Here is a 22,043-nt window from a genome sequence, read left to right on the forward strand (position 1 = left end):
CGAAGCCATGAAAAAGGGAGATGTCTCATGGTAAATCAGGAACTGGGTTTTGTTGGTTACTTCGACCGTGAATCCTGTGATCTGGATGAATTCAAGGTGTTGACCTCGCAGAGTCTGGCAGCCGACGCGGTGCCCCATGCCGCCTCGATTAAAAAGAATGTTCCGATCTACGACATGCACGCATTGCGCCCGGTGCTGGAGAACGCAGGCAAGCGCAAAGCTCTGTTGGCCGAGTGGGGCTATGTTTTGGGTAAATCGGCCGGAGTGATCGCTCTGAAAGGAGCGTTCGCTGATACATCCGTCATCGACCGTGCCAGCGATGTTTTCCGCCAGATCATCGTAGAGGAACGTCAAAGCGGTGCTGGCGAAGGTGATCACTTCGCCGCCTCTGGCGCGAATGACCGGATCTGGAACGCGCTGCAAAAACAGTGCCTGCGCGACCCTGAAGGTTTTGCGCTCTATTTCGGGAATACGGCGATTGCGGCGGCGTGCGAGGCGTGGTTGGGACCAAATTTTCAGGTTACCGCTCAGATCAATCAGGTGCGTCCGGGCGGCAAGGCACAACAGGCGCATAGGGACTACCACCTGGGGTTTCAGAGCGCGGAAAGAGCAGCGAATTATCCCGCGCACGCTCATCTGGTCACGGCATCGCTGACATTGCAGGGCGCGGTCGCCCATTGCGATATGCCGGTAGAAAGCGGACCAACCAAGCTGTTGCCCTTTTCCCAGTTGTATCCGCCGGGCTACCTTGCGTTCCACGACGAGAGCCACCGGACCCATTTCGAGGAAACCTGCATTCAGTTGCCGCTGGACAAGGGAGATGCCGTTTTCTTCAACCCCGCGCTGTTTCACGCGGCGGGCGAAAACCGCAGTGCGGATATCGACCGGATGGCCAACCTGTTGCAAATCTCATCCGCTTTTGGACTCGCGATGGAGGCCATCGATCGGCGATCCATGTCCGAGGCGGTGTTCCCCTCGCTTGTCGCCTTGAAACAACGTGGTGAACTGAGTGGTCGCGCGCTGGACGCTACTATTGCAGCCACGGCAGAGGGCTATCCATTCCCGACCAATCTGGACACAGATCCACCAATCAATGGCAACGCTCCGGAAAGTCAGGCCGATATTCTACGTCGTGCGGTGGCCGAAGGATGGAGCGAAGGACAACTGGCTGAGGCGTTCTCGGCCCTACAAACAAGGCAAGCTGCCTGAGGAACTACAGGCGGGCTCGTCAAGCCCGCCTAATACGGAGAGAACACATGTCGGACCTGCTGAAAAAGCCCTTTGGGCGCAGAGGAAAAGTGCATGACATAACTCCGGCCAGTGCCGGGTGGCGCTATGTCGGGTTTGGTCTTTACCATCTGCGGGCAGGGGATAGGGTCAGCGAGGCAACCGGCGATCGTGAGGTCATTCTGGTCATGGTTGAGGGCAAGGCCAGCATTACTGGGGCAGGGCAGAATTGGGGTATACTGGGCGATCGGATGAACGTGTTCGAGAAGACGCCGCCGCATTGCCTGTACCTTCCGAATGGTACTGATTGGGCGGCTGTGGCTGAAACCGATTGCGTAATCGCTGCGTGTTCCGCGCCAGGCAAAGGTGGTCACGAAGCGCGCCGGATCGGGCCGGACGGTATCACCCTGACGGAACGGGGAAAGGGCGTGAATACGCGCTATATCAACAACATCGCGATGGAGACCGAGGATTACGCCGACAGTCTGCTGGTGACCGAAGTTTTCACACCCAACGGCCACTGGTCGTCTTACCCCAGCCACCGCCATGACGAGGACGACTATCCACGTATCACCTATCTGGAAGAGACCTATTACCACCGACTGAATCCGGCCAACGGTTTTGGCATTCAGCGGGTCTATACCGATGACGGTCAGTTGGATGAAACCATGGCCGTTTCGGACGGAGATGTTGTGACCGTCCCGCGCGGCCATCATCCCTGCGGCGCGCCTTATGGGTTCGAGATGTACTATCTGAACGTCATGGCGGGACCGCTGCGGAAATGGCGGTTCGTCCCGGCCCCTGAGGTCGAATGGATCATGGAGCGGGACGGATAATCTGTACCAACCCCGCCCCGGGCTTTACCTCTGCGGCGGGGCTCCGAAGGCGCGGATCACCATTCTCGCTGCGGCCTCGACCGGGTCATGGGTTTCTTTCAGGATAGTCACGCGATCGAACCGTTCCGGGTCGCGATTAATCGCCTCGCGCAAGGCGTGGCCGAATGCCATACGTAGCTCTGTTCCGATGTTGAACTTGCAGATCGACGTTTCTCGCGCCAACCGGCTGCGCTGTTCGACCGGCACGCCTGAGCCGCCGTGAATGACCAAAGGCACCTCGGTCGCGGCGTCGATTTCCGCAATGCGCTCTTCGTCCAACCCGCCCTCTTTGTTTTGCTGCAGGTGGACGTTGCCGACCGAGATTGCCATCGCGTCCACACCACTTTCGCGGGCGAAATTTGCGGCCTCGGCCGGGTCTGTGCCGTTCGACCCTTCGCCACCGTAATAGCCCACGAACCCGATCTCGCCTTCGCAGGATATACCGGCCGTATGCGCCATCTCGGCAATGGCGGCGGTTTTGTCGATGTTCTGCTGCAGCGGCTTGCGCGAGCCGTCGTACATCAGCGAGGTGAACCCGCTGTCCAACGCGATCTTGCACTCCTCGAACGTGTAACCATGATCCAGATGTGCCACGACCGGGACCGAGGCGTTCTCGGCCAGGTGGCGGAACATCTTACCCAGAATGGGCAGCGGAGTATGCTCGCGGCAGCTTGGGCCCGCCTGCAGGATCACCGGCGCGTTTTCGGCTTCAGCTGCGGCCACATAGGCGCGCATGTCTTCCCACCCAAGGGTGACAAGGCCACCCACAGCATAACCTTGTTCATACGCCGGGATCAGAACGTCTTTCAGGGTGGCCAGTGTCATTTGAACTTGGCAATCATGTCTTTGATGCCCGGGATCGTTTCGATCTGATAGGCATGGGTGGGTTGAAAAAACTGGACCAGAGAACGCTGTGTAAGACCGCCAAGAATGGTGAAATAATACATCTCGTACCCGGGTAGCACGCAGCAGGGGTGGTAGCCCTTGTCGATGCAGATCGTTGAGCCGTCGACGATGTGATAGGCGTCACCCGGCTCGTTGTCCTCGCGTTGCAACATTTGCAGGCCCGAGCCCCAGTTGGGTTTGAAGCGGAAGTTGTATGTCTCGTCGTGCCGGGTCTCGTCCGGCAGACGATTGGTGTCGTGCTTATGGCTGGGGAAGCCGGACCAGCCGCCTTGGCCAACGGTGAAGAGTTCACTGACCAGTAGACGGCCAACCTTGTCGTGCTGTTTCTGGCCGAGGATGTGCTTGATCTTTCGATGAGTTTTAGTGTCGTCGCTGCCGTATTGAACCAAGTCATGTTCGCGCACGTCGAAAGGGTCCAGCACCTTGTCGTATTTGGCTCCTGCAACGAACACTTCCGTCTCGTCCGACACGCAGACCAGTTGGACCTTGGCGCCGACAGGAACGTAAACGCCTTCCGGCTCACCGTCCCAAACGTCTTCGCCCCGGTTGCCCAGCTTGGCGAATTGTACGCCCTCAACGTCAACGTCGACACTGCCGGTGGCCGGAACGATGCAGGTCTCATAGCCCGGCACCTGATACTCGAACGCCTCGCCGTTTCTCAGTTTGACGATGTTAAAGTAATTCAGCGGTACAGTAGGGTCATCGGCGTCAACGATGGGTTTGTTCTGATTGTCATAGGGCGCGATATGCATGGAAGTCTCCTATGTCGTAGGGCCGGGGTGAGAGGCGAGAAACGCGTCCAGTTCCGGCGATGTTGGCATAGCCGGGGCACACCCGGGTTTTGATACGACGATTGATGCACAGGCCGAGCCGCGCATAACGGCTTCTTTCAGCTCGCTGCCTGCTGCAATTGAGGCCAACAGGCCAGCCATAAAGCTGTCACCTGCGCCATTGGGTTTCACGGCCGTAACCGGATAGATGCCAGTTTCGATTTCTTGCCCGTCAGCAAATGTGACTGCGCCTTTTTCGCCCATCTTGTAAATGACGATCCGGCCCGGTTTTGCGGCCAGTTCCTTTGCCTTGTCCAAGCCCTTGTCGATGCCTCCGGCCATGAACCCGAACTCTTCGTCATTACCGACGATCAGGTCGCTGGCTTCACCTGCGCGCGATAGAACCTCAGCGGCGACCTCCGGGGATGGCCAGCTATACGGGCGGTAGTCAATGTCGAAAATGACCGGCAAATCTGCCTTGCGAGCATTGTCGAACGCGCGAAACGTAGCGCTGCGCGAAGTTTCCGAGGCGAACACCGTTCCGGCAGAGATCACCGCCGAGAACTTACCGTAGTCGACCTCATCCATATCATCTTCGGTCACCTGAAAGTCGACGGCACCGTTTCGGTAGATGACATTCTGAAAATTCTCGATCCGGCTTTCGTAGACGGCCAGCGACATGCGGTATTCGCCACCTACGACCCGGATGTAGGACGTATCGACGCCGTAATGCGCCAGCTTGTTCAAACAGAACCGGCCCACGGCATCATCTGAGACAGAAGTGATCAGCGACGCCTGGCTGCCCAGTTTGACCAGCCCGGCACAGATGTTCGCCGATGACCCGCCCAGATCCGCGTGAAACGTGTTCGCGTCTTCGCTTTTGACGCCAACAGGATCGGCATAAAGGTCCATGCCAGCACGGCCAAAGACCGCAAACCGGTTTCCTTTGATACCGTCTATCAAAGCGTTCACGTCGTTACCTCCGGCAAAAAGGGGCTGGCGAGGATCGTTGGTCCTTGCGTTGAATCGATTCACACGATACTGATTTTGCAACCGGTTGCAAATACATTGTTCGGAGCCGTGACAGATGCCTGAAATCGGAATTGGAATCGTTGGTGGCGGCTATATGGGCAAGGCTCATTCGGTCGCGATGTCTGCCGTCGGCGCGGTGTTCAACACTGTGCTTCGACCGCGTCTTGAGATGATTTGCGCGTCCAGCCCGGAAAGCGCCGAGCGGTATCGTGCAGCCTATGGTTTCCGACGGTCGACCGAGGATTGGCGCACGCTGGTCAATGACCCGGCGGTCGAGGCCGTCGTGATTGCCTCGCCGCAAACGACGCATCGTCAGATTGCTGAGGCGGCGTTCGCCCTGGGCAAGCCGGTTCTGAGTGAAAAACCACTCGGTTCATCGCTGGAGGATGGTCAAGCCATGGTCGCAGCGGCTGAGGCAGCAGGTGTCACCAACATGGTCGGGTTCAACTATGTCCGGACCCCGGCAACTCAGTTCGCGCGCCAGTTGATTGCGCAGGGAGAACTGGGGGACATCACCTGGTTCCGCGGCGAGCATACCGAAGATTTTTATGCCGATCCCGAGGCCCCGGCGACGTGGCGCACGACCGGAATGGCCAACGGAACAATCGGCGATCTGGCCCCCCACATGGTCAACGGCGCCATGGCCCTGGTCGGGCCGATAGTCGAGATTATGGCCGAGGTCGAAACCGTTCACCACGAGCGTCCTGGCGGTCCTGTGACAAATGATGACCACGCTCAGATCATGTGTCGTTTCGCAAATGGTGCGATGGGGAATATTTACGTCAGTCGGATTTCCACGGGCCGCAAGATGGGCTATGCCTATGAAATATCAGGTACAAAAGGAGCTATCCGGTTCGATCAGGAGGATCAGAATGCCCTGTGGCTCTATCGTCGAGAAGGGCCTGAGGCGGAAAGAGGCTTTACCAAGATCCTGACAGGCCCCGCCCATCCGGACTATGAGCCGTTCTGTCAAGGACCTGGACATGGAACCGGGTATCAGGACCAGATCATCATCGAGGCCAAGGATTTCCTCGAGGCAATTCATACCGGAAAAGCTATTTGGCCAACGTTCCGCGACGGGCATGAGGTCAACCGCGTTCTGGCCGCGGCTTTGGCATCATCCGAGCAGCGGCAATGGAAACAAATCGGCGACTTCTGAGCGCTGAAAACTACAAAAACACCAAAGAGAGATGAGAACCATGGCAAAGCTGAAATGGGGAATGATTGGTGGTGGCGAAGGCAGCCAGATCGGACCTGCGCACCGTTTGGGCGCACTGGCCGATGGGATGTTCGAATTCGCTGCTGGCGCGCTGGATCATCGGCCCGATGTCGGTCGCGAATACGCCCAAAGACTAGGCGTCGCTGCGGATCGTGCCTATGGCGACTGGCAAGAAATGCTGGTGGGTGAAAAGGACCGGGCGGACCGAATTGATCTGGTGACGATCGCCACGCCGAATTCGACCCATTTCGAAATCACAAAGGCGTTTCTTGAAGCCGGGTTCAACGTCCTGTGCGAAAAACCCATGACCATGACGGTAGAAGAGGGGGAAGAGATCGTGCGCGTGGCAGAAACCTCAGGCAAGATTTGCGCGGTGAACTACTGCTATTCCGCTTATCCGATGGTCCGACAGGCCCGAGCAATGGTGCGAGCAGGGGATATCGGTAAAGTCCGACTGGTCGTGACCAATTTCAGCCACGGCCATCACGGCGACGCCACCGATGCGGACAATCCTCGTGTCCGTTGGCGCTACGATCCCGCCATGGCGGGCGTGTCGGGACAGTTCGCCGATTGCGGTATTCACGCGCTGCACATGGCGAGCTTTATCAGTGATGACGAAGTCAAAAGCCTGTCCGCCGACATGGCATCGACAATCTCAAGCCGCGAACTGGAAGATGACGCGATGGTCAACTTCCGCACCGAAGGCGGCGCAGTGGGACGGTTGTGGACTTCGTCAGTGGCTATCGGCCGCCAGCACGGCTTTGACATTCAGGTGTTTGGTGAAATCGGCGGCCTTCGCTGGGCGTCCGAGCAGCCCAATCAGTTGATCTATACCCCGGTGGGTGGCCGAACGCAGATCATCGAAAAAGGCGAAGGCGGGTTGCATGACGAAGCGCAGCGCCTGTCCCGGGTCGCTATCGCGCATCCTGAAGGGTTCCCTCTGGCGGTTGCAAATATCTATTGCGATTTGGCCGACGCGATTGTGGGAAAGGTCCGGGACAGTCTGCCCACGCCGTCCGATGGGGTTCGGTCCATTGCGGCGGTCCATGCCGCGGTCGCCTCGTCCAAGGCAGACGGAGCCTGGACGGACGCCCGCCCGCCGATTTTCCGTTGATCAGAGGCGGGGCCGCAGAGTGCCCCGCTCGATCAAACGACAGGGAAAAATTCGCGCCTCGGGATAGCGCTGTGGGTCTTTCAGCATCTCTTCGACCAGATCGACCGACGATGTGATGATTTGTTTGATCGGCTGGTGAATCGTCGTCAGGTTCACACTTTCCCATCGGGACATCTCCATGTCGTTCAAGCCGATTATTCCGACGTCCTTGCCGGGCTTCAGGCCATGATCCGACAATGCGGACAAGGCGCCGATGGACAGAATGTCATCACCGCAGAAGTACCCTTCTGCCGGATCATCCTTCAACAGCCTCAGCATCTCCTCACGTCCGGCCTCAAATGAATATGCGCCTGCGAACGAGTGAGATACTTCCAGAACAGGGTGTCTCTCGACCTCTTCCATGAAGCCGCGAAATCGGTCCATCGCCGAGGTCGCATCTTTGGGTCCGCCCAGATATCCGATCCGCTTGTAGCCGCGTGCGCGCAGCTCGCGGGCAGCCATACGACCGCATTCGACGTTGTCGATCCCAACCACATGCACCTCGGGTGAGGTCGCCGAGCGCCCAAATGTGTGGACGACGGGAACTCCGGCGTCGTGAAAGGCCTTGGCAAAACTGGGAGGCAAAGTGGACGAAGCAACGATCGCGGCATCGACCGAATATTGCCGCAGCATCCGGACCGAATTGGCCGGTTCCGTTTCATCGGTCAAATTCACGATGAGGGGGCGCAGACCTCGTTCCTGCAAAGCACGCGTGAACTGGTCGAACACTTCAAGGAAGATCGGGTTGTGAAAGTTATTGGAAATCAAGCCGATCAGTTTAGTGCGCCCAGTCGTGAGCGAGGAGGCCAGCGCATTTGGGCTGTACCCCAGTTCTTTCGCGGCCTTTTCAACCTTGCTGCGTGTCTTGGCGGAAACGGACGCACCTTCAGTGAATGTTCTGGAAACGGCGGACCGCGAAACACCGGCCAATGCGGCCACGTCCTTTAGGGTCACAGCCATGATTGGCACCCTCGGTTCAGGGTAAGGCTAACTCGTGAATTCATGGTGAAAGCACTATGCACTATTGCATCGGACTTGCAATCGGTTGCAATGCGTTGGCGCAAAGACGCTGGGTACCGTTGTTCATTGGGAGACTGGTGGGTGATGAGAGACCCGAACTCCCGACATCTTAGTTGCAAACGAAGCGATCTATCCCAACCCGCTCGTACATCAAGGTGTTGTATTCCACTGCCGCCGCCACCATCCTTTTGAAAGATGTCTTGCGTTGCCAGTAGCTTGACACTCTCACAGTCGATAAGGTCCTGCAACACTGCAAGTGTGTTTTGCCCCAAATAAAACCCTGTAATTCAGAAAATGCAGTAGCGTTTGCAGCGGTCGCTACCCGCTGACGGGGGTATGGTGGCAACTGGTTACAAAGTGCATTTAGATACCGTCCCACAAAAATGTGCTGCAAAATCTACGTTAGATCTAAGCGGGCTTTTGTATGATCCGCATCGAATGACCGGACCGAGCCCAAAGCGGACTGAAATGTGCTCGCCAAAATGAATTGCGGCGATAGACATTCTCTTGAGCGGTCTAACCCATCACTAAATGCATTCACCGCCATCGATAACCAGGGCTTGCCCCGTCATAAAAGCGGATTCATCTGAAGCTAAATAGACGATCCCATGGCCAATCTCTTCAACTGTTGCCCATCGACTCATGGGGATCGCCTGCTCGATGTAGCTTTCCAGCTTGGCCCGGCCACCCATCTGCTTTTCGAAGCCTGCATTGAAAGGGGTGTCTACAAATCCTGGACATAGGGCATTGAAACGGATTGCATGGACAGCGTAGTCGGCTGCCATCTGCCGGACCATCGCAACAGCAGCGTGCTTTGTAGTCGCATAGGCGATCATACCCCGGTCATATTGAACCCCAGAATTGGAGGCCGTGACGATCACGCTGCCTCCACCGTGTGATTTCATATGGGGGACGGCTGCACGCGCGGCAATGAAGTGAGCGCGGACATTCAATGCCCAAGAAGCATCCATTCCATCTGGTTCCACTTCTTCCAGCGTTCCTTCGATCTGCAACCCAGCGTGAGAGTGCAACACGTCAAGACAACCGAAGTTTTTAACTGCTTCGTCTATGGTTCTGGTAAGGGCATCGTCGTCGGTCACATCAAGCTGTATGGCAGATGCTTGATTTCCCTGTGCAACGATCGCGGCCACAGTGGCTTCAGCAAGTGTTGCATCGCGATCGGTTACCACAACATGCGCACCCTCTTGTGCCATTGCCATTGAACCCGCCCGACCAATTCCTGATCCCGCGCCCGTCACGAGCGCGACCTTACCTGCAAGCCGCATGTCAATTGGTTCCTTTATTTAATTATTCGATTTTGAGGCGCCTCGGCGCAAAAGCAGCTGCGCTGCAACGAGCAACAAGAGCGACGCGCCCATAACCATAGTGCCGATGGCATTGATCTCGGGCGTTACGCCGCGCCGGATGGATGAGAATATGTAGATTGGCAGGGTTGTTTCTGAGCCAGCTACGAAGAACGCGATGATGAAATCATCAAATGAGAAAGTGAAGCTGAGCAGGAAGCCTGCCAAAATTGCCGGTGCTATCAACGGCAGGGTCACCTGTCGAAAGGTGCCCCAGGGCGTCGCAAAGAGGTCAGCCGAAGCTTCCATGAGCGCGCGGTCCATACCCGATAGCCTTGCACGTACGATGATTATGACCAGCGCCATTGTGAACATGGTGTGTGCGGCGATAAGCGTGGGCATCCCCATGGAAAGTTGCGGGGGATTTGCTCCATCGGGCCATAGGCTTGCAAGAAGCGGGTTTAGCCAACCGAATACGGTGACGAGGGCAATGAGTGTCGCGATGCCGATGACGATACCAGGTATCATTATCGCAATATAAATCATCGCATCAAACAAAGTTCGGAGCCATCCCGTAACACCTTGTAAAGCGATGGCCGCCATGGTTCCGAGAGTGGATGCGAGGCAAGCAGTTATGAATGCCGCAAGCAGACTGGTCTCGAGCGCGTCCATAACAAATGGGTTGTTAAGCGCTTTACCATACCATTGGGTCGAGAACCCCATAAACTGGCTTGCGTGTCGTCCGGCATTAAAGCTGAAAAGCGCGATGATGCCGATCGGAATATAGAGAAAAAGGTAGACGCAAATCGCGTATAAGCGCATCGGACCCTCACATCAGCGAGACATCTTCGCGCTGGCCACCCAGGCGCGAGATGAATTTCATGTAAATTGAGACAGTGACAAGCATCACGACAACCAGAGTCATTGCGACCGCCGATCCGTACGCCCAGTTCCGAGACTGCAGGAACAGGTCCACCAGCGCATTTCCGACGAAAAAGACCTTTCCGCCGCCCAAGATCGCTGGGATCAGAAACTCGCCCATCAGCAAGATGAAGACCAGCATGCAGCCAGTTGCGATACCAGGTACCGACAAAGGAAGTGTCACCTGACGGAACGTACGCCATGGGGAAGAGCCGAGATCAGCCGATGCTTCCAGAAGGCGTTTATCCAGTTTGTCCAAGCTTACAAAAATCGGGAAAACCATCAGAGGTAGATACCCATAGACAATTCCCACAAGCACAGCGAATGGCGTATTTATCAGGCGCACATCGTCGATGCCGATCGACTCCAGTAAAGCAGGCAAGCCACGCCCCCCAAGGATGAAAATCCAGGCGTATGACCGGATCAGGATCGATGTCCAGAACGGCACGATCACCAGGATCAACAGTGAAGTTCTCCACTTTGGTGAACAACGCACCGCAAGAAAGTAGGCGAGCGGGTAGGCAATTACCAACGCAGCGATGGTTCCCAGAGGTGCAAGGATCAAAGTGTTCTTAAACGCCGTCCATCGCGCAGGAAGGTTGGCATATTGTTCCAACGTGAACGCTGGAACGTAGCCTCCGGCGGCACCCCGTTCGCCAAAGGAAAAGACGAAGACGACCAGCAGAGGAAGGGCAAGCATTACCAAAAGCCATATTCCTGCTGGAGCCAGCAACAGTGCTTTTCTGCCTCGTTCGGTCATATTGTCCTCGTCTTTTCCGATATTGGCGGCCTTGCCGCTTAGGCCGACTTGAAGCGGGCGAGCAACTCGGCACGGTTTGGATCGGTCAGCGTAGCCGCTGCGCCGAACTCGAGCGCATTCAGAAGGTCAGCTGCCGGATAAAGGATCGGATCTTCCAGCAGTTCCTTCGGCAGCAACGCTTTGGTGCGAGCATCAGCCGATGGATAGCCATGAGCGAGGACTTCCTTCGCATTAACTTCCGGGTTCAGCAGGAAGTCGATCAAGGCATAAGCGGCATCCATATGGGGTGCACCCTTAGGAATAGCGTAGTAGTCGGACCAGAGTTCACCGCCCTCAGTTCCCAGAACGTAAGCGATTTCAGGCATGTCGACATTCATCTGCTTACCGTCACCTGTCCAGCACATCGTCATCCAGGCGTCACCGTTACGCATCGGTGGCTGATAATCCGACGAGATTGCAAACAGATGTGGTTTGGCATCCAGCAACAATTTCTCGGCATCCGCCAGTTCCTTCTCATCGACCGAGTTGAAGGAGTAGCCGAAGTATTTCAGGGCATTACCGATGGTGGTTAGTTGGTAATCATGCACCATTGTCCGGCCTGAGTAACTTGCCATAGTCAGGTCCCAGAACTCTTTCCATGTGGTCGGAGTCGGAGCGCCGTCAAGCTTGCTGGTATTCACTGCAAAGCCAGTTGTGCCCCAGTTTTTTGGCACCGCGTAAAGCTGGCCATCGACAGAACCGGCATCCGAAAAGCGCTGTTCGAATGAACCTGCGTCGTAGTTTGGCAGTTTGGACGTATCGAGCGGGATGATCAGATCTTCACCCACATACGTAGTGATCGTGTAGTTAGTTGGAACGAAAACGTCCCAGCCAGACCCTCCAGCCTGTAGTTTTGCCAACATCTCTTCGTTCGAGCCAAAAACATTGACCTGAACATGGGCGCCAGTGGCTTCCGTGAAGGCTTCGAAGTTCATCTCGTCATGATAGTTCGGCCACGTGGCGAGGATCACTCGGTCGCCAATGTCTCCGGCAGCAAATGCCGGGCGTGGACGCAACCCAGGCATGGCCGTGCCCAGAACGGCCGTTGCCATCCCAAGACCTGTCACGCCTAAGAAATGTCGCCGTGTAACCGAACCCTTTTGGTACCGGCGAAGCTCTTCCATGAACTTTTGCTTGGAAATAGTCCCATTATCCTTGGTCATTGTGAACCTCTCTGTTGTTGGATTGCGGGATTTGTTATTTTTCCAGGATCAGCAGTGCGCCTTCGCCCCATGAAACAAAGGCTTGCTCTCCTGCATTGAACGTCCCCTCGTTCAATTCCGCTTGCCTTGGCACAAGTACGTGGAAATCACCCAGTGCTTCGTTGCGCGCAAGGTATTCTGTGTGCTCCCCAAGGAAGATCCGATTTTGAATGGTAACTGGCAGAGCGATTTCAGCTGCGGGTAGCGCGCGGGTCAGCGTGATCTGTTCTGGGCGGATACTAACGCACACTTCCTGCCCTGCATCTATTGGAATCTCCGGAGTTCCGTGCACCCTTTGGCCACTCGCTAAACGCACGGTGATTTGGTCGGCTGCTGAGTCAGTCACAGTTGCATCAAAGAAATTTGAGGTGCCTACAAATCCAGCCACGTAGCGGCTGCGGGGCATGTCATAGAGTTCGCGTGGGCTGCCAACCTGCACAATACTGCCGCCTTCCATCACACAAATTCGGTCGGACATTGAAAGCGCTTCTTCTTGGTCGTGCGTGACGAGGACAAAAGTTATTCCCAGTTGTCGTTGCAGGTTCTGCAGTTCAAACTGCATTTCTTTTCGAAGCTTTCGATCCAGAGCAGCCATTGGTTCATCAAGCAGCAAAAGCTTGGGCTCGTTTACGATCGCACGCGCCAAAGCGACGCGTTGCTGTTGACCACCAGACATCTCCCAGATGCGACGTGGGCCAAACCCACCAAGACGGACAGTTTCCAGCGCTTGCTCAACCTTTGTCGTGATTGTTTGTTTGTCTACGCGTGGTCGTTGTTGGCGCAGGCCGTACGCAATGTTGTCGAACACGCTTAGGTGAGGAAAAAGAGCATAGTGCTGAAACACCATGTTGACTGGGCGATGGTGCGCATCCAAGTCGTTGACGACTTCTCCATCGAGCAAAACCTGACCTTCGGTTGGCTTGTCGAAACCTGCCAACATTCTAAGCGCAGTGGTTTTGCCGCAACCAGATGGGCCTAAGAACGACAGGAACTCTCCTTTCCCAATGGAAAGATTCAGGTCTTTGGCGGCGACCACATTCCCGAAGGTCTTGGTCACTCCTCGGAGTTCCGCAATCGTCTGCATGGTGACGCTCATGTCAAAGCTCATATACTGCCGTTTTCCTTTTGCTTGATTTTTTGGCATTTGTTGGCATACCACTCAAACAAGGAAAAAGTAACAATAACTCGGAATAACTGTATATACCACAATTGGGGTATAGAGGTGCTTTTCGAAAATCTGGAGCGGCGTGTGTACGATTGGATGGAAGAGGCCGGCAGGGTCGTGGAGAAGATCGGAACCCCAGAATTTCCATGTGCTTTGGCAGATGGCTTACGGCAGGTCGCACCATTCGATTTTACGGTGGTGTTTGGTCATGTCGGAACCGAAGCACCAATAGACCTTCACGACGATTTCCCCAAAGGCAAACGGCGTATTTTTGTTGAGGACTACCAAGCCGGGCCCTACGTACTTGATCCATTTTTTTTGGCCGCGACAAAACCAATTACACCGGGTCTGTACCGCATGCGCGATATCGCACCGGACAGGTTTTATCAGGGCGAATACTATCGCAGCTATTACAAAAGGACTGGGTTAGCGGAGGAGATTGGCTACTTTGTCGATATCCCGAGCACTGGGATGGTTGTGGTCTCGCTCATGCGAGCTGAGAAGCCTTTTTCCGCCAAGGAAATTCGTCTTTTGCACGCTCTATGGCCGCTCGTTCGGGCAGCCTGTTGCAAACATTGGCGTGACTTTCCAACGATGGCCCGCGGCGCCGCCGCGAATGGCGTTAGTCGTCGCGTCGATCTAGCATTCCAGGCATTTGGCGATGGCGTTCTGACGCCACGAGAACGAGAAGTCGTTGAGTTCACATTGAAGGGCCATTCGGCAGAAGCTGTTGGCACAATTCTCGGCATCTCTCCAGGCACAGTCCGCATCCATAGACGCAACATTTACGCGAAACTTAGGATCAACTCGCAGGGTGAGCTTTTTTCAAAGTTCATTGAAAAGGCGCTTTAAAAGTTTCCTTAAACACCCACTTTATCCGTTTTGCCGACCTTGCTACCCTGTGACCCGGAAAGCACCAACCATTTGGACGGCACTGTCTGATAGCCAAGGAACCCAAAGGGAGAGGGTTGGGACGCCCGGGACCCATGTCGAGCTAAATTAATACCCGAAAACGCTTTCGGGCCATTGTCTATCTTACCGGATCAGCCGTTTTAAAAATGGCGTCAAGATACGAAAGGCAAAATTTCATGGACGCACCAGTTATCCAGTTGATTTTTATGCTCATCTTGCTGGTTGTCGTGATCTGGCTTTATATCCTGCCGATCACGATGGCAGGGCGGCGCAACCGATCTGGTTTGATCTGGTTCCTGATCGGTCTGGTTGGATCACCCCTTTTGGCTATTCTTTTGCTGCTGGCTCTGGGTGACGCACCCGAACAACCAACAACCTAATTTTGGGACGATACCTCTGACACTCAAAAGGGCTTAACCCGAGAGTATCTGGACGCTCGTGAGCCATAACGTCCTGCTTAGCGTGTAATAAGGGTGCCAATTGAGATACTATGCTTCCGTAAGTGAAGACAACTATTCTTTCTCACTCTCCACAACCGTGTACTGTAAACCCAAGGTCGGCCGATTTGATTGGAGAACCACAGACCGCTTTGTCCGCATAACAGTCATTCACGCCGAGTGCAGCGAATGTCCGTGCCAAGCCCAGAGCAGAAATACAGCTATCCACTGGATACGGAACCGCACTAAATATCTATGTTACGATACCATCACGTTGTACCGACCCGATGCCGAAGGACCCGTCCCATCCAGAGCGACGAAGTCCTTGACCAAATTAGATACGGTGATTTTCAATGCGTAAAAAGAGTTCAAGTACGCGGAAATTGCGACTCTGTAAACCGCAACGACCAACCGGAGAAAGGGATGCATGCTGGTGCATCGCAGGCGATAGTTCTGCAGCCGCCGCACGCGAAAGGATCAAATGTCTGAAATCTCGCGCTGGCTAGAGAAACATGGCTTGTCCAAGTATGCTGGGTCGTTTGCAGAGCATGAAATCGAACTAGGTGATTTAACCGAATTAACGGACAAAGATCTCACTACAATCGGGCTTCCCTTAGGTCCGAGGCGCCGTTTCATGAAAGCTGTTCGAGCTGAAGCAAAGGGAGTGACTTACCCGCACAACACCGCGTTAGGTCCCGCGATCGTCGCTGAGCGCCGGCAGCTTACCGTCATGTTTATAGATTTGGTTGGATCAACGGAAATATCCCAGCGCGTCGATCCGGAAGATTTGGCGGAAGTACTCCGCCTGTTCAAAGAAACCTGCGCTGCGTCGGTGGCCGCTTTTGATGGCCACATCGCAAGTTACTATGGTGATGGGATAATGGTCTTTTTCGGGTTTCCTCATGCGCACGAAGATGACCCAGAGCGAGCCATTCGCGCAGGTCTTCGCATTATCCAGGAAATTCCAGCTATCCGCACTCATGCGAAACTGAATGTCCGAATTGGGATCGCAACTGGGTTGGTTGTAGTTGGTGATTTACGTGGAGAAAAAATGTTTGAGGACGGAACGGCGATGGGGGAGACGCCGAACCTGGCCGCACGTCTACAAGCAATGGCTGAGCCCGGGACATTGATCGTCGCTCCCAATACTCATCATTTGGCGGGTGATGCTTTCGAATACGTTCTGCGTGGCGCATTCAAGCTTAAAGGTTTTGCCAGAGAGGTCGAAGCTTGGCAGGTGACAGGAGCACGGGAAACAGTCAGCCGTTTCATGGCAGAAGAAGACGAGTTACTGAACCCTTTGATCGGACGCGCCGCAGAATATGAAACCCTCAATGAAAAGTGGAAGTTGGCAAGTGGCGGTCAAGGACAAGTTGTGCTGGTGTCCGGCGAGCCAGGAATTGGCAAGTCTAGATTGGTTGAAGAATTAAGGCAGAGCATTCCGACGATGTCGCACGCTCAAACGCGATATCAGTGTTCTCCCTACCATTACGCGAGTGCGTTTTATCCGGCCATTCGCCAAATTGAGAATGCTGCGGGCCTTCGTTCAGACGACAAGAACGAAGTGAAACTCAGAAAGATATCCTCTGTTCTAAGTGACCAGTCGGATCACACACTGAAACTGGCCGCGTCCCTACTTTCAGTTCCTTTTGAAGACCAATTGGGTGAACTGAATCTGACGCCACAGCAACTCATGGATCAGACCTTAGAAATGCTGTTGGGCAATCTGACTTCGCAGGCTGAGGAAAAGCCAGTGTTGTTCTTGTTTGAGGACGCGCATTGGATTGATCCGACAACTAAATTGTTGCTCGACCGAGTTGCCGATCGGATTCGTGACCTTCCAGTATTGGTCGTGATGACGTTCAGACCTGAATTTGACCCGGGTTGGGCATTGCAATCCAACCTTTCTAAATTGGTCTTGAAGCAATTGGACTTTCACCAGGTCAAAAACATTGTAGACGAAGTTGCAAAAGGGCATTCGATTTCTGACGAAATGTACAATGTCGTCGCTGCCAGATCCGATGGCGTCCCGCTATATGTCGAAGAAGTGACAAAAGATCTATTGGAATCAGGGGTTTTGACAAAAGGAAGGGACGCATACTCAAAGGGTGGGGCGTCCCCGGCAAGCTCGGTCCCAAGCACGTTGCATGATGCACTAATGGCGCGGCTTGACCGACTGAGTTCCGTCAAGGAGGTCGCCCAGATTGGGGCGGTTATCGGACCTCAATTTTCTTTTCCGTTGATCGCCAAGGTCGCTCGGATCAGCGACAAGGCGTTGCGCGCGGGATTGGAACTTTTGGTCGACGCAGGCATTGTGACAGTTTCTGAACAAGAAAACCTTGAAACTTTCAGCTATCGCCACGCGCTAATTCGCGACACAGCTTACAACAGTCTCTTGAAGACCGAGCGCAGGGTCTTGCACGCACGTGTTGCGCGAGCGTTAAGTGGTAAATCAACCCATATTGGCGATGCCAGTCCGGAAATACTTGCGCACCACTACACGATGGCGGGTATGAGCAAGGAGGCAATCGACTATCGCTATCTCGCAGGCCAACGCGCAGTCCAACGTTCTGCCAATATCGAGGCGAACACACAGCTTTCTTTGGCGATCGAGCAGTTGAGCCAACTGTCTCATGGTGTTGAGCGGGATCAGAAAGAAATTGAGGTTCAGGTTCTCAGAGCAGGTGTTCTACGATCGACTGCAGGAATAGCTGCTGATGAAACAGGGACCGTTTATGCAAGAATACGCGACTTGTGTGAACGGGTGGACGAAACAGAACATCTGTTCCCTGTTTTGAATGGCTTGTATTCCTTCCATTTGGTGCGTGCTGAGTATGATTTAGCCAGAAGTGTTGCAGCGCAGTTGCTGAATTTGGCAGATACAACGGGTGAGACACACCATCAGATGGTAGGGCATCGAGCCATGGGCGCAGTGCTGTTTCATATTGGAGAACTAAACCCTGCATACGAGCACTTGAGTAAAGCGCTAGAGCTTTACAGTCGGAAACGCGATGGGCACCTGGCCTACATATACGGTTCGGACCACGCAGCGATAACGTCGTGCTTTTTAAGCATGGCTGTATGGATGCGCGGTGCACCAGACAAAGCACTTGAGATACAAAAACAAGCGGTTGCTGCAGCTCAAAAGCTGGAGCATGCGCACAGCATAGCACAGTCGCTAACCTACCAGTGTATGCTCTATCTTTTGCGCCGCGAACCTGGAAAAGTAATAGAAGCCGCAACTCAGTTGGAGGAACTGTCTTCAAAACACTCGTTCACCTTCATGTCGCTGACTGCAACGCTCTGGCGAAGCTGGGTGGATGCCTACCTTTCCCCTGAGCCCGAAAACATCCACGCATTGCGACAAGCATCGGAAGCGTGGTGGGCCAGCGGAGCTGGGAATTACAAACCTTTCTTTTTGACGATGATTGCGGAACTCACGTTGAAAACGGGTGATCGGGAAAGTGCCTTACAGTTGTTAGCCGAGGCCCGCAGGTACCAAAGCCTTACAAACGAAGGATGGGCGCAAGCTGAGACCGACCGCGTTTATGCTCTCGCAATTTCTGAAAGTCGGTTCGCCGAAGTAGAGTTTTGTGAGGCTTTGAACACGGCAAAACGACAGCAGGCAAGGATGTACGAACTTCGGATTGTTGTAGACTACATCAAGAGTTGCCAAAAATTTAGACAGACCCCCACTCCCAACTTTGGCTTAAATGCTGTCTTAGAAACTATCATAGGAGGAGAGCTAACAGTCGACGTGAACAACGCCCAAAATCTGCTTGATCAGACTACTTTTGATTAACTCTCAAAAATTCAGAGCGGCGCAGTTGGGTAGATTGGGACTCATACTCGGAACTTAACTAGGTGTTCGTCTGTTTGAGCGTTCGACAGAAACTGTATCCAGGAGTATCCGACCCGCGTTTCTTCATAAGCCGCTTCATGGCGAACAGTACTCAATCCCGCCAAATTTCTGGACTGCCCAAAAAGTTGACATTCTTACCAGAGCAGCGAATGACCAAATCGTCCGCATAGCAGTCATTCAAGCCGAGTGCAGCTAATAGCTGCTTTGAGCCCTAACTGCACTTTCGCGTGGATAGAGTATTCCTACCGAAATGACCCGAGGGGGTCTGGTCATTAGTTGTGACCAACGTGAGTTTTTCAAAAGGTCTCAGCCCTCGGGAGTATACCAAATTGGCGAAGTGTAAGCACGTTCCTGAGTTGACGTAGGCACCTCGGTTGGCAATTCGTCTCCGAACCGAACAGCATCGTAAATTGTCCACCTCGGTGTGGGGATCTCCAGAACACGGGCATAGTAGAAAGCGGGCGTAGAAGGGTCGAAGTCGGGGTCTTTCCAAACAGTGATCAGTTCCGGAGATCCTATTGAATTCGTAAACGTGCCCGTTGCTGCATCCACGGTGTTCCCCACCGCTGGCAGGTTGCCGTCCGCATCGGGTTCTCGGTCTCCCGACCAAGCCACGTCATAGACCTGCTCTTCGGTTTCGCCGCTGGAATTTAGCCAACCTTTCACAATCTGAACACGGTCGAGATTGCCGGAGAACGGATCTTTCAGCGCAGCAACCAAAAATGTTGGGGCGTCCGCTCCTTCTGTCGTGTCTGCGAGGTCTCCTCCCATCGGAACGCCTTTTTCATAACCTATTTCGGCGGGCAAACGAGACCTTGCATCAGCTTCCGTAAAGTCCCAGCCACCAAAGAAGCGTACTGCGATGCGACTGCCGGTTGTCCCATAGACCTCTTTCCGTTCCATAGCGTCGAAAATTGCTTCGCGAGTGTTGTCCTGAGCCCAGACTGCTGCATAGCCAGAGGCTGCCATTTCCCACCCGAGTATCCTCAAGGCATCAAACTCACCAACGACATGCTGCCAACGGCCGGGCTCTGGTTCGACTCCAGAGTGTTTGCCAAAGAAATTATCTTCTTCCGCTGTTGCCAAAGCCGTATGGCTGTCGGTCGAGCCCACTACTCCGAACTTGTATGGGTTGGTGCCGAGCTGAGCCTCTAGCTTGAGACCGTTTTTCAAGGCCTCACGAGCATATTCGTATTGGAGCATCCAATCTTCTTTGGGCGTTGGGCCAAGGTTGGATTTATCCCAAGTTTCATAGTCTGCGAATTCATCGTTTGGGCTCAGAAACGGATGCGTTTCGCCGTCACCCTTGATTTGGGTGATTTCGTACATCGGTTCCCACTTCGCGCGCCGTTCTGCGTACTCTGCCGTCAACGGTTCACCGGTTTCCGGATTAGTCTCAACCGGGAACATAAGACCGTTAGAGACATTGCCGTTGTGGGCGAGGGCCAGCACACGACCGCCAGTCTCTTGTTCATATGTTTCCATCCAGTCCCATAACCGTTCCGGGTTAAAGGTTTCCGCGGTTGTGAAGGGCAGCATTTGCCGAGCGCGAATGGCATCATCCCGGTAAATCACGTTGCGATGGAGGTTGTTGCCACCCTCAGTAGACGTCCACTCGTATCCGATGAACGCCGTGAATGTGCCGGGGGCGTTGTGATGATCCGCAGTCTGTGTGAAGTTGTCCCAGACGGATTGTACAAATCTGCGATCTGAAACAGCCTCGGGAAGAGCGTCCCCGGTGATGCCAGCAAAAGTCTCGATAACTTCCATTGTAGCGCCGAGAGCGACGTCCCCCCCGGCGTTAAGGCGCTCGTTCCAGTCGCGAAGCGTTGGGTCACGCATCAGCGTGGAGTTCCCGGCGACGATTTCATTCATGGCGCCCATGGCATCTGAGTGATCGGATACGACCAACCAATCAAGCGGACGCGACAACCGCACGCGGAGGCCGTGCGACGTGGTGACTTCCTCGCCGCGCGCAAACCTATAGGCATCATCGGGGCTCAGAATGACGCCAAATCCGCGAGCATCGAGTGAATTTGACGTGTGCAGGTGCGTGTCACCCCACAACGGGCGTGTAGGAAAGTCTCGACCTGCATAAGGCGAAAAATCAGCAGGCGCGGGTTCGCGCATATCATCAACCGATATGGTCATCTCTCCAACTTGCCCGCCTTGTGCGGTCTCTTGAGCATTTGAAGAACTTGATATGAATGCTGCGGAAACGATTGCTGTCGATGTCGTCAGAAAAAACTTCATTTGAACCTCCCAGCCGCGCTGAATGCCAGCCTATGGCAGCATCTGAAGTGGCTGTTCGTCAAGGAAAACGAAGGTTTTTCTTAGGTGAGCTCAAGAAACTTTGGGTGAGGGACGACTAATCCCAGGCGACAGCTTCGCCGGAACTCCGACGCTCGGCCGGGGCAAAAAGAACCGCAACGAGTGGACTTCTTGACGACTGGTGGTCTGTTTCGTCAGTCTTGAGCCCGTGATCTTGATTGGAGGCGTTGTCATGAAGTGGTTATCGCGAGCATTCCTACTATCCTTGTCTTTTTTGTTTGCCACGGTCGCTTCAGCTCAAGACAAGCCAAACATCGTATTCATATTTTTAGATAATTTTGGTTGGGGCGAGCCCGGATTCAACGGCGGCGGCATAATCCGAGGAACAGCGACTCCCGAGATGGACGCCCTCGCTGCGGAAGGATTACGACTCACGAACTTCAACGTGGAAAGCCAATGCACGCCGTCCCGTGCAGCGACCATGACAGGACGATACGGTATCCGAAGCGGCAACCACACGGTTCCACTGGGCGGCGGCGTCTACGGTCTGACTCAGTGGGAAATCACGATGGCCGAGATGCTGAAGGAGGTAGGGTACAACACGGCCATGTACGGCAAGTGGCACCTTGGATGGACCGAAGGGCGCTATCCAACGAATCAAGGATTCGACGAGTTTTACGGCGTTGAGACCACTGACGTTACAGTCTGGCGCACGCTTCCGGGATTTGCCGAAGCGAACATGGACGAACCTGTGGTGATGCAAGGTGTTGCTGGCGAGCCCGCGACAGTAGCGCGCGACTATGATCTGGATTATCGCGGTGAGATAGATGGAGACCTGACACAAAAAGCCATCGAATTCATCGAAACCAAAAGCGGGGAAGATGCACCATTCTTCATCTATCTTGCTTACACGTGTCCGTTATCAGGGATTTTGGGACAGATGGCCGCCTGAGCTAAGAGAGGATCTG

18 protein-coding genes are annotated in these 22,043 nt (G+C 54.4%); 8 read left to right on the forward strand and 10 right to left on the reverse strand.

The window, feature by feature from the left end:
- The first annotated feature begins 27 nt into the window (after positions 1-27).
- On the forward strand, positions 28-1,209 hold the full coding sequence (locus GOV88_RS19845; protein ID WP_171241479.1) for a phytanoyl-CoA dioxygenase family protein: 1,182 nt from the start codon (positions 28-30) through the stop codon (positions 1,207-1,209).
- A 47-nt stretch (positions 1,210-1,256) separates the two neighbouring features.
- On the forward strand, positions 1,257-2,063 hold the full coding sequence (iolB, locus tag GOV88_RS19850; protein ID WP_171241480.1) for a 5-deoxy-glucuronate isomerase: 807 nt from the start codon (positions 1,257-1,259) through the stop codon (positions 2,061-2,063).
- 24 nt (positions 2,064-2,087) lie between these two features.
- Here iolB and GOV88_RS19855 read toward each other — a convergent pair whose 3' ends face one another.
- From GOV88_RS19855 to iolC, 3 genes are read right to left on the reverse strand one after another with little or no spacing between them, the layout of a single operon-like run.
- Complete coding sequence (locus tag GOV88_RS19855; protein WP_171241481.1) at positions 2,088-2,927, reverse strand: class II fructose-bisphosphate aldolase; 840 nt, start codon at positions 2,925-2,927, stop codon at positions 2,088-2,090.
- Positions 2,924-3,760 (reverse strand): 5-deoxy-glucuronate isomerase, encoded by an 837-nt coding sequence (locus tag GOV88_RS19860; RefSeq protein WP_171125442.1) that lies wholly within the window; start codon positions 3,758-3,760, stop codon positions 2,924-2,926. Before GOV88_RS19860 ends, GOV88_RS19855 begins: the two co-directional genes overlap by 4 nt.
- A 9-nt stretch (positions 3,761-3,769) precedes the next feature.
- Positions 3,770-4,750 carry a 5-dehydro-2-deoxygluconokinase gene (gene iolC / locus GOV88_RS19865; protein WP_171241482.1) on the reverse strand — a complete coding sequence of 327 codons (981 nt, stop codon included), beginning with the start codon at positions 4,748-4,750 and terminating at the stop codon, positions 3,770-3,772.
- A gap of 115 nt (positions 4,751-4,865) precedes the next feature.
- Between iolC and GOV88_RS19870 the strand changes: the two genes are divergently transcribed.
- Positions 4,866-5,969, forward strand: coding sequence for a Gfo/Idh/MocA family protein (locus tag GOV88_RS19870; RefSeq protein WP_171241483.1), 1,104 nt, complete (start codon positions 4,866-4,868; stop codon positions 5,967-5,969).
- Between the two features lie 40 nt (positions 5,970-6,009).
- On the forward strand, positions 6,010-7,143 hold the full coding sequence (locus GOV88_RS19875) for a Gfo/Idh/MocA family protein (RefSeq protein ID WP_171125436.1): 1,134 nt from the start codon (positions 6,010-6,012) through the stop codon (positions 7,141-7,143).
- On the opposite strand, the gene GOV88_RS19880 is transcribed toward GOV88_RS19875, so the two are convergent.
- The 6 genes from GOV88_RS19880 to GOV88_RS19905 form a co-directional block, all read right to left on the reverse strand.
- Positions 7,144-8,142, reverse strand: a complete 999-nt coding sequence (locus GOV88_RS19880; protein WP_171127061.1) for a LacI family DNA-binding transcriptional regulator — start codon at positions 8,140-8,142, stop codon at positions 7,144-7,146.
- 587 nt (positions 8,143-8,729) lie between these two features.
- Positions 8,730-9,488: an SDR family NAD(P)-dependent oxidoreductase gene (locus tag GOV88_RS19885; protein ID WP_171241484.1), complete on the reverse strand. Its 759-nt coding sequence runs from the start codon at positions 9,486-9,488 to the stop codon at positions 8,730-8,732.
- Between the two features lie 18 nt (positions 9,489-9,506).
- Positions 9,507-10,328 carry an ABC transporter permease gene (locus tag GOV88_RS19890; protein WP_171241485.1) on the reverse strand — a complete coding sequence of 274 codons (822 nt, stop codon included), beginning with the start codon at positions 10,326-10,328 and terminating at the stop codon, positions 9,507-9,509.
- A gap of 7 nt (positions 10,329-10,335) precedes the next feature.
- Complete coding sequence (locus tag GOV88_RS19895; RefSeq protein WP_171125429.1) at positions 10,336-11,187, reverse strand: ABC transporter permease; 852 nt, start codon at positions 11,185-11,187, stop codon at positions 10,336-10,338.
- A 38-nt stretch (positions 11,188-11,225) separates the two neighbouring features.
- Positions 11,226-12,389, reverse strand: coding sequence for a PotD/PotF family extracellular solute-binding protein (locus GOV88_RS19900; protein WP_171241486.1), 1,164 nt, complete (start codon positions 12,387-12,389; stop codon positions 11,226-11,228).
- A gap of 34 nt (positions 12,390-12,423) precedes the next feature.
- Positions 12,424-13,524, reverse strand: coding sequence for an ABC transporter ATP-binding protein (locus GOV88_RS19905; protein ID WP_254449281.1), 1,101 nt, complete (start codon positions 13,522-13,524; stop codon positions 12,424-12,426).
- Between the two features lie 153 nt (positions 13,525-13,677).
- Between GOV88_RS19905 and GOV88_RS19910 the strand changes: the two genes are divergently transcribed.
- From GOV88_RS19910 to GOV88_RS19920, 3 genes are all read left to right on the forward strand, one after another.
- Positions 13,678-14,445, forward strand: coding sequence for a helix-turn-helix transcriptional regulator (locus GOV88_RS19910; protein ID WP_371808272.1), 768 nt, complete (start codon positions 13,678-13,680; stop codon positions 14,443-14,445).
- Positions 14,446-14,681: 236 nt separating this feature from the next.
- Positions 14,682-14,885 carry a hypothetical protein gene (locus GOV88_RS19915; RefSeq protein WP_058283652.1) on the forward strand — a complete coding sequence of 68 codons (204 nt, stop codon included), beginning with the start codon at positions 14,682-14,684 and terminating at the stop codon, positions 14,883-14,885.
- Between the two features lie 538 nt (positions 14,886-15,423).
- A complete protein-coding gene (locus GOV88_RS19920; protein WP_171241487.1) occupies positions 15,424-18,744 on the forward strand; it encodes an adenylate/guanylate cyclase domain-containing protein in 3,321 nt (1,106 codons plus the stop codon).
- Between the two features lie 366 nt (positions 18,745-19,110).
- Here the strand turns inward: GOV88_RS19920 and GOV88_RS19925 are convergent, their stop codons facing one another.
- Positions 19,111-21,057: a DUF3604 domain-containing protein gene (locus GOV88_RS19925; RefSeq protein ID WP_254449282.1), complete on the reverse strand. Its 1,947-nt coding sequence runs from the start codon at positions 21,055-21,057 to the stop codon at positions 19,111-19,113.
- Positions 21,058-21,307: 250 nt separating this feature from the next.
- Here GOV88_RS19925 and GOV88_RS19930 point away from each other — a divergent pair, with 250 nt between their 5' ends.
- Positions 21,308-22,027, forward strand: coding sequence for a sulfatase-like hydrolase/transferase (locus tag GOV88_RS19930; protein ID WP_171241488.1), 720 nt, complete (start codon positions 21,308-21,310; stop codon positions 22,025-22,027).
- Positions 22,028-22,043: the final 16 nt, after the last annotated feature.

Origin of the sequence: Ruegeria sp. HKCCA5491 (assembly GCF_013034565.1) — a bacterium.
Lineage (GTDB): Bacteria > Pseudomonadota > Alphaproteobacteria > Rhodobacterales > Rhodobacteraceae > Ruegeria.

Bases quoted from the DNA above. Each gene is read 5' to 3' on its own strand.
- GOV88_RS19845 (WP_171241479.1), top strand. From the start codon at position 28: ATGGTAAATCAGGAACTGGGTTTTGTTGGTTACTTCGACCGTGAATCC.
- iolB (WP_171241480.1), top strand. From the start codon at position 1,257: ATGTCGGACCTGCTGAAAAAGCCCTTTGGGCGCAGAGGAAAAGTGCAT.
- GOV88_RS19855 (WP_171241481.1), bottom strand. From the start codon at position 2,927: ATGACACTGGCCACCCTGAAAGACGTTCTGATCCCGGCGTATGAACAA.
- GOV88_RS19860 (WP_171125442.1), bottom strand. From the start codon at position 3,760: ATGCATATCGCGCCCTATGACAATCAGAACAAACCCATCGTTGACGCC.
- GOV88_RS19870 (WP_171241483.1), top strand. From the start codon at position 4,866: ATGCCTGAAATCGGAATTGGAATCGTTGGTGGCGGCTATATGGGCAAG.
- GOV88_RS19875 (WP_171125436.1), top strand. From the start codon at position 6,010: ATGGCAAAGCTGAAATGGGGAATGATTGGTGGTGGCGAAGGCAGCCAG.
- GOV88_RS19880 (WP_171127061.1), bottom strand. From the start codon at position 8,142: ATGGCTGTGACCCTAAAGGACGTGGCCGCATTGGCCGGTGTTTCGCGG.
- GOV88_RS19885 (WP_171241484.1), bottom strand. From the start codon at position 9,488: ATGCGGCTTGCAGGTAAGGTCGCGCTCGTGACGGGCGCGGGATCAGGA.
- GOV88_RS19890 (WP_171241485.1), bottom strand. From the start codon at position 10,328: ATGCGCTTATACGCGATTTGCGTCTACCTTTTTCTCTATATTCCGATC.
- GOV88_RS19895 (WP_171125429.1), bottom strand. From the start codon at position 11,187: ATGACCGAACGAGGCAGAAAAGCACTGTTGCTGGCTCCAGCAGGAATA.
- GOV88_RS19900 (WP_171241486.1), bottom strand. From the start codon at position 12,389: ATGACCAAGGATAATGGGACTATTTCCAAGCAAAAGTTCATGGAAGAG.
- GOV88_RS19905 (WP_254449281.1), bottom strand. From the start codon at position 13,524: ATGAGCGTCACCATGCAGACGATTGCGGAACTCCGAGGAGTGACCAAG.
- GOV88_RS19915 (WP_058283652.1), top strand. From the start codon at position 14,682: ATGGACGCACCAGTTATCCAGTTGATTTTTATGCTCATCTTGCTGGTT.
- GOV88_RS19920 (WP_171241487.1), top strand. From the start codon at position 15,424: ATGTCTGAAATCTCGCGCTGGCTAGAGAAACATGGCTTGTCCAAGTAT.
- GOV88_RS19925 (WP_254449282.1), bottom strand. From the start codon at position 21,057: ATGAAGTTTTTTCTGACGACATCGACAGCAATCGTTTCCGCAGCATTC.
- GOV88_RS19930 (WP_171241488.1), top strand. From the start codon at position 21,308: ATGAAGTGGTTATCGCGAGCATTCCTACTATCCTTGTCTTTTTTGTTT.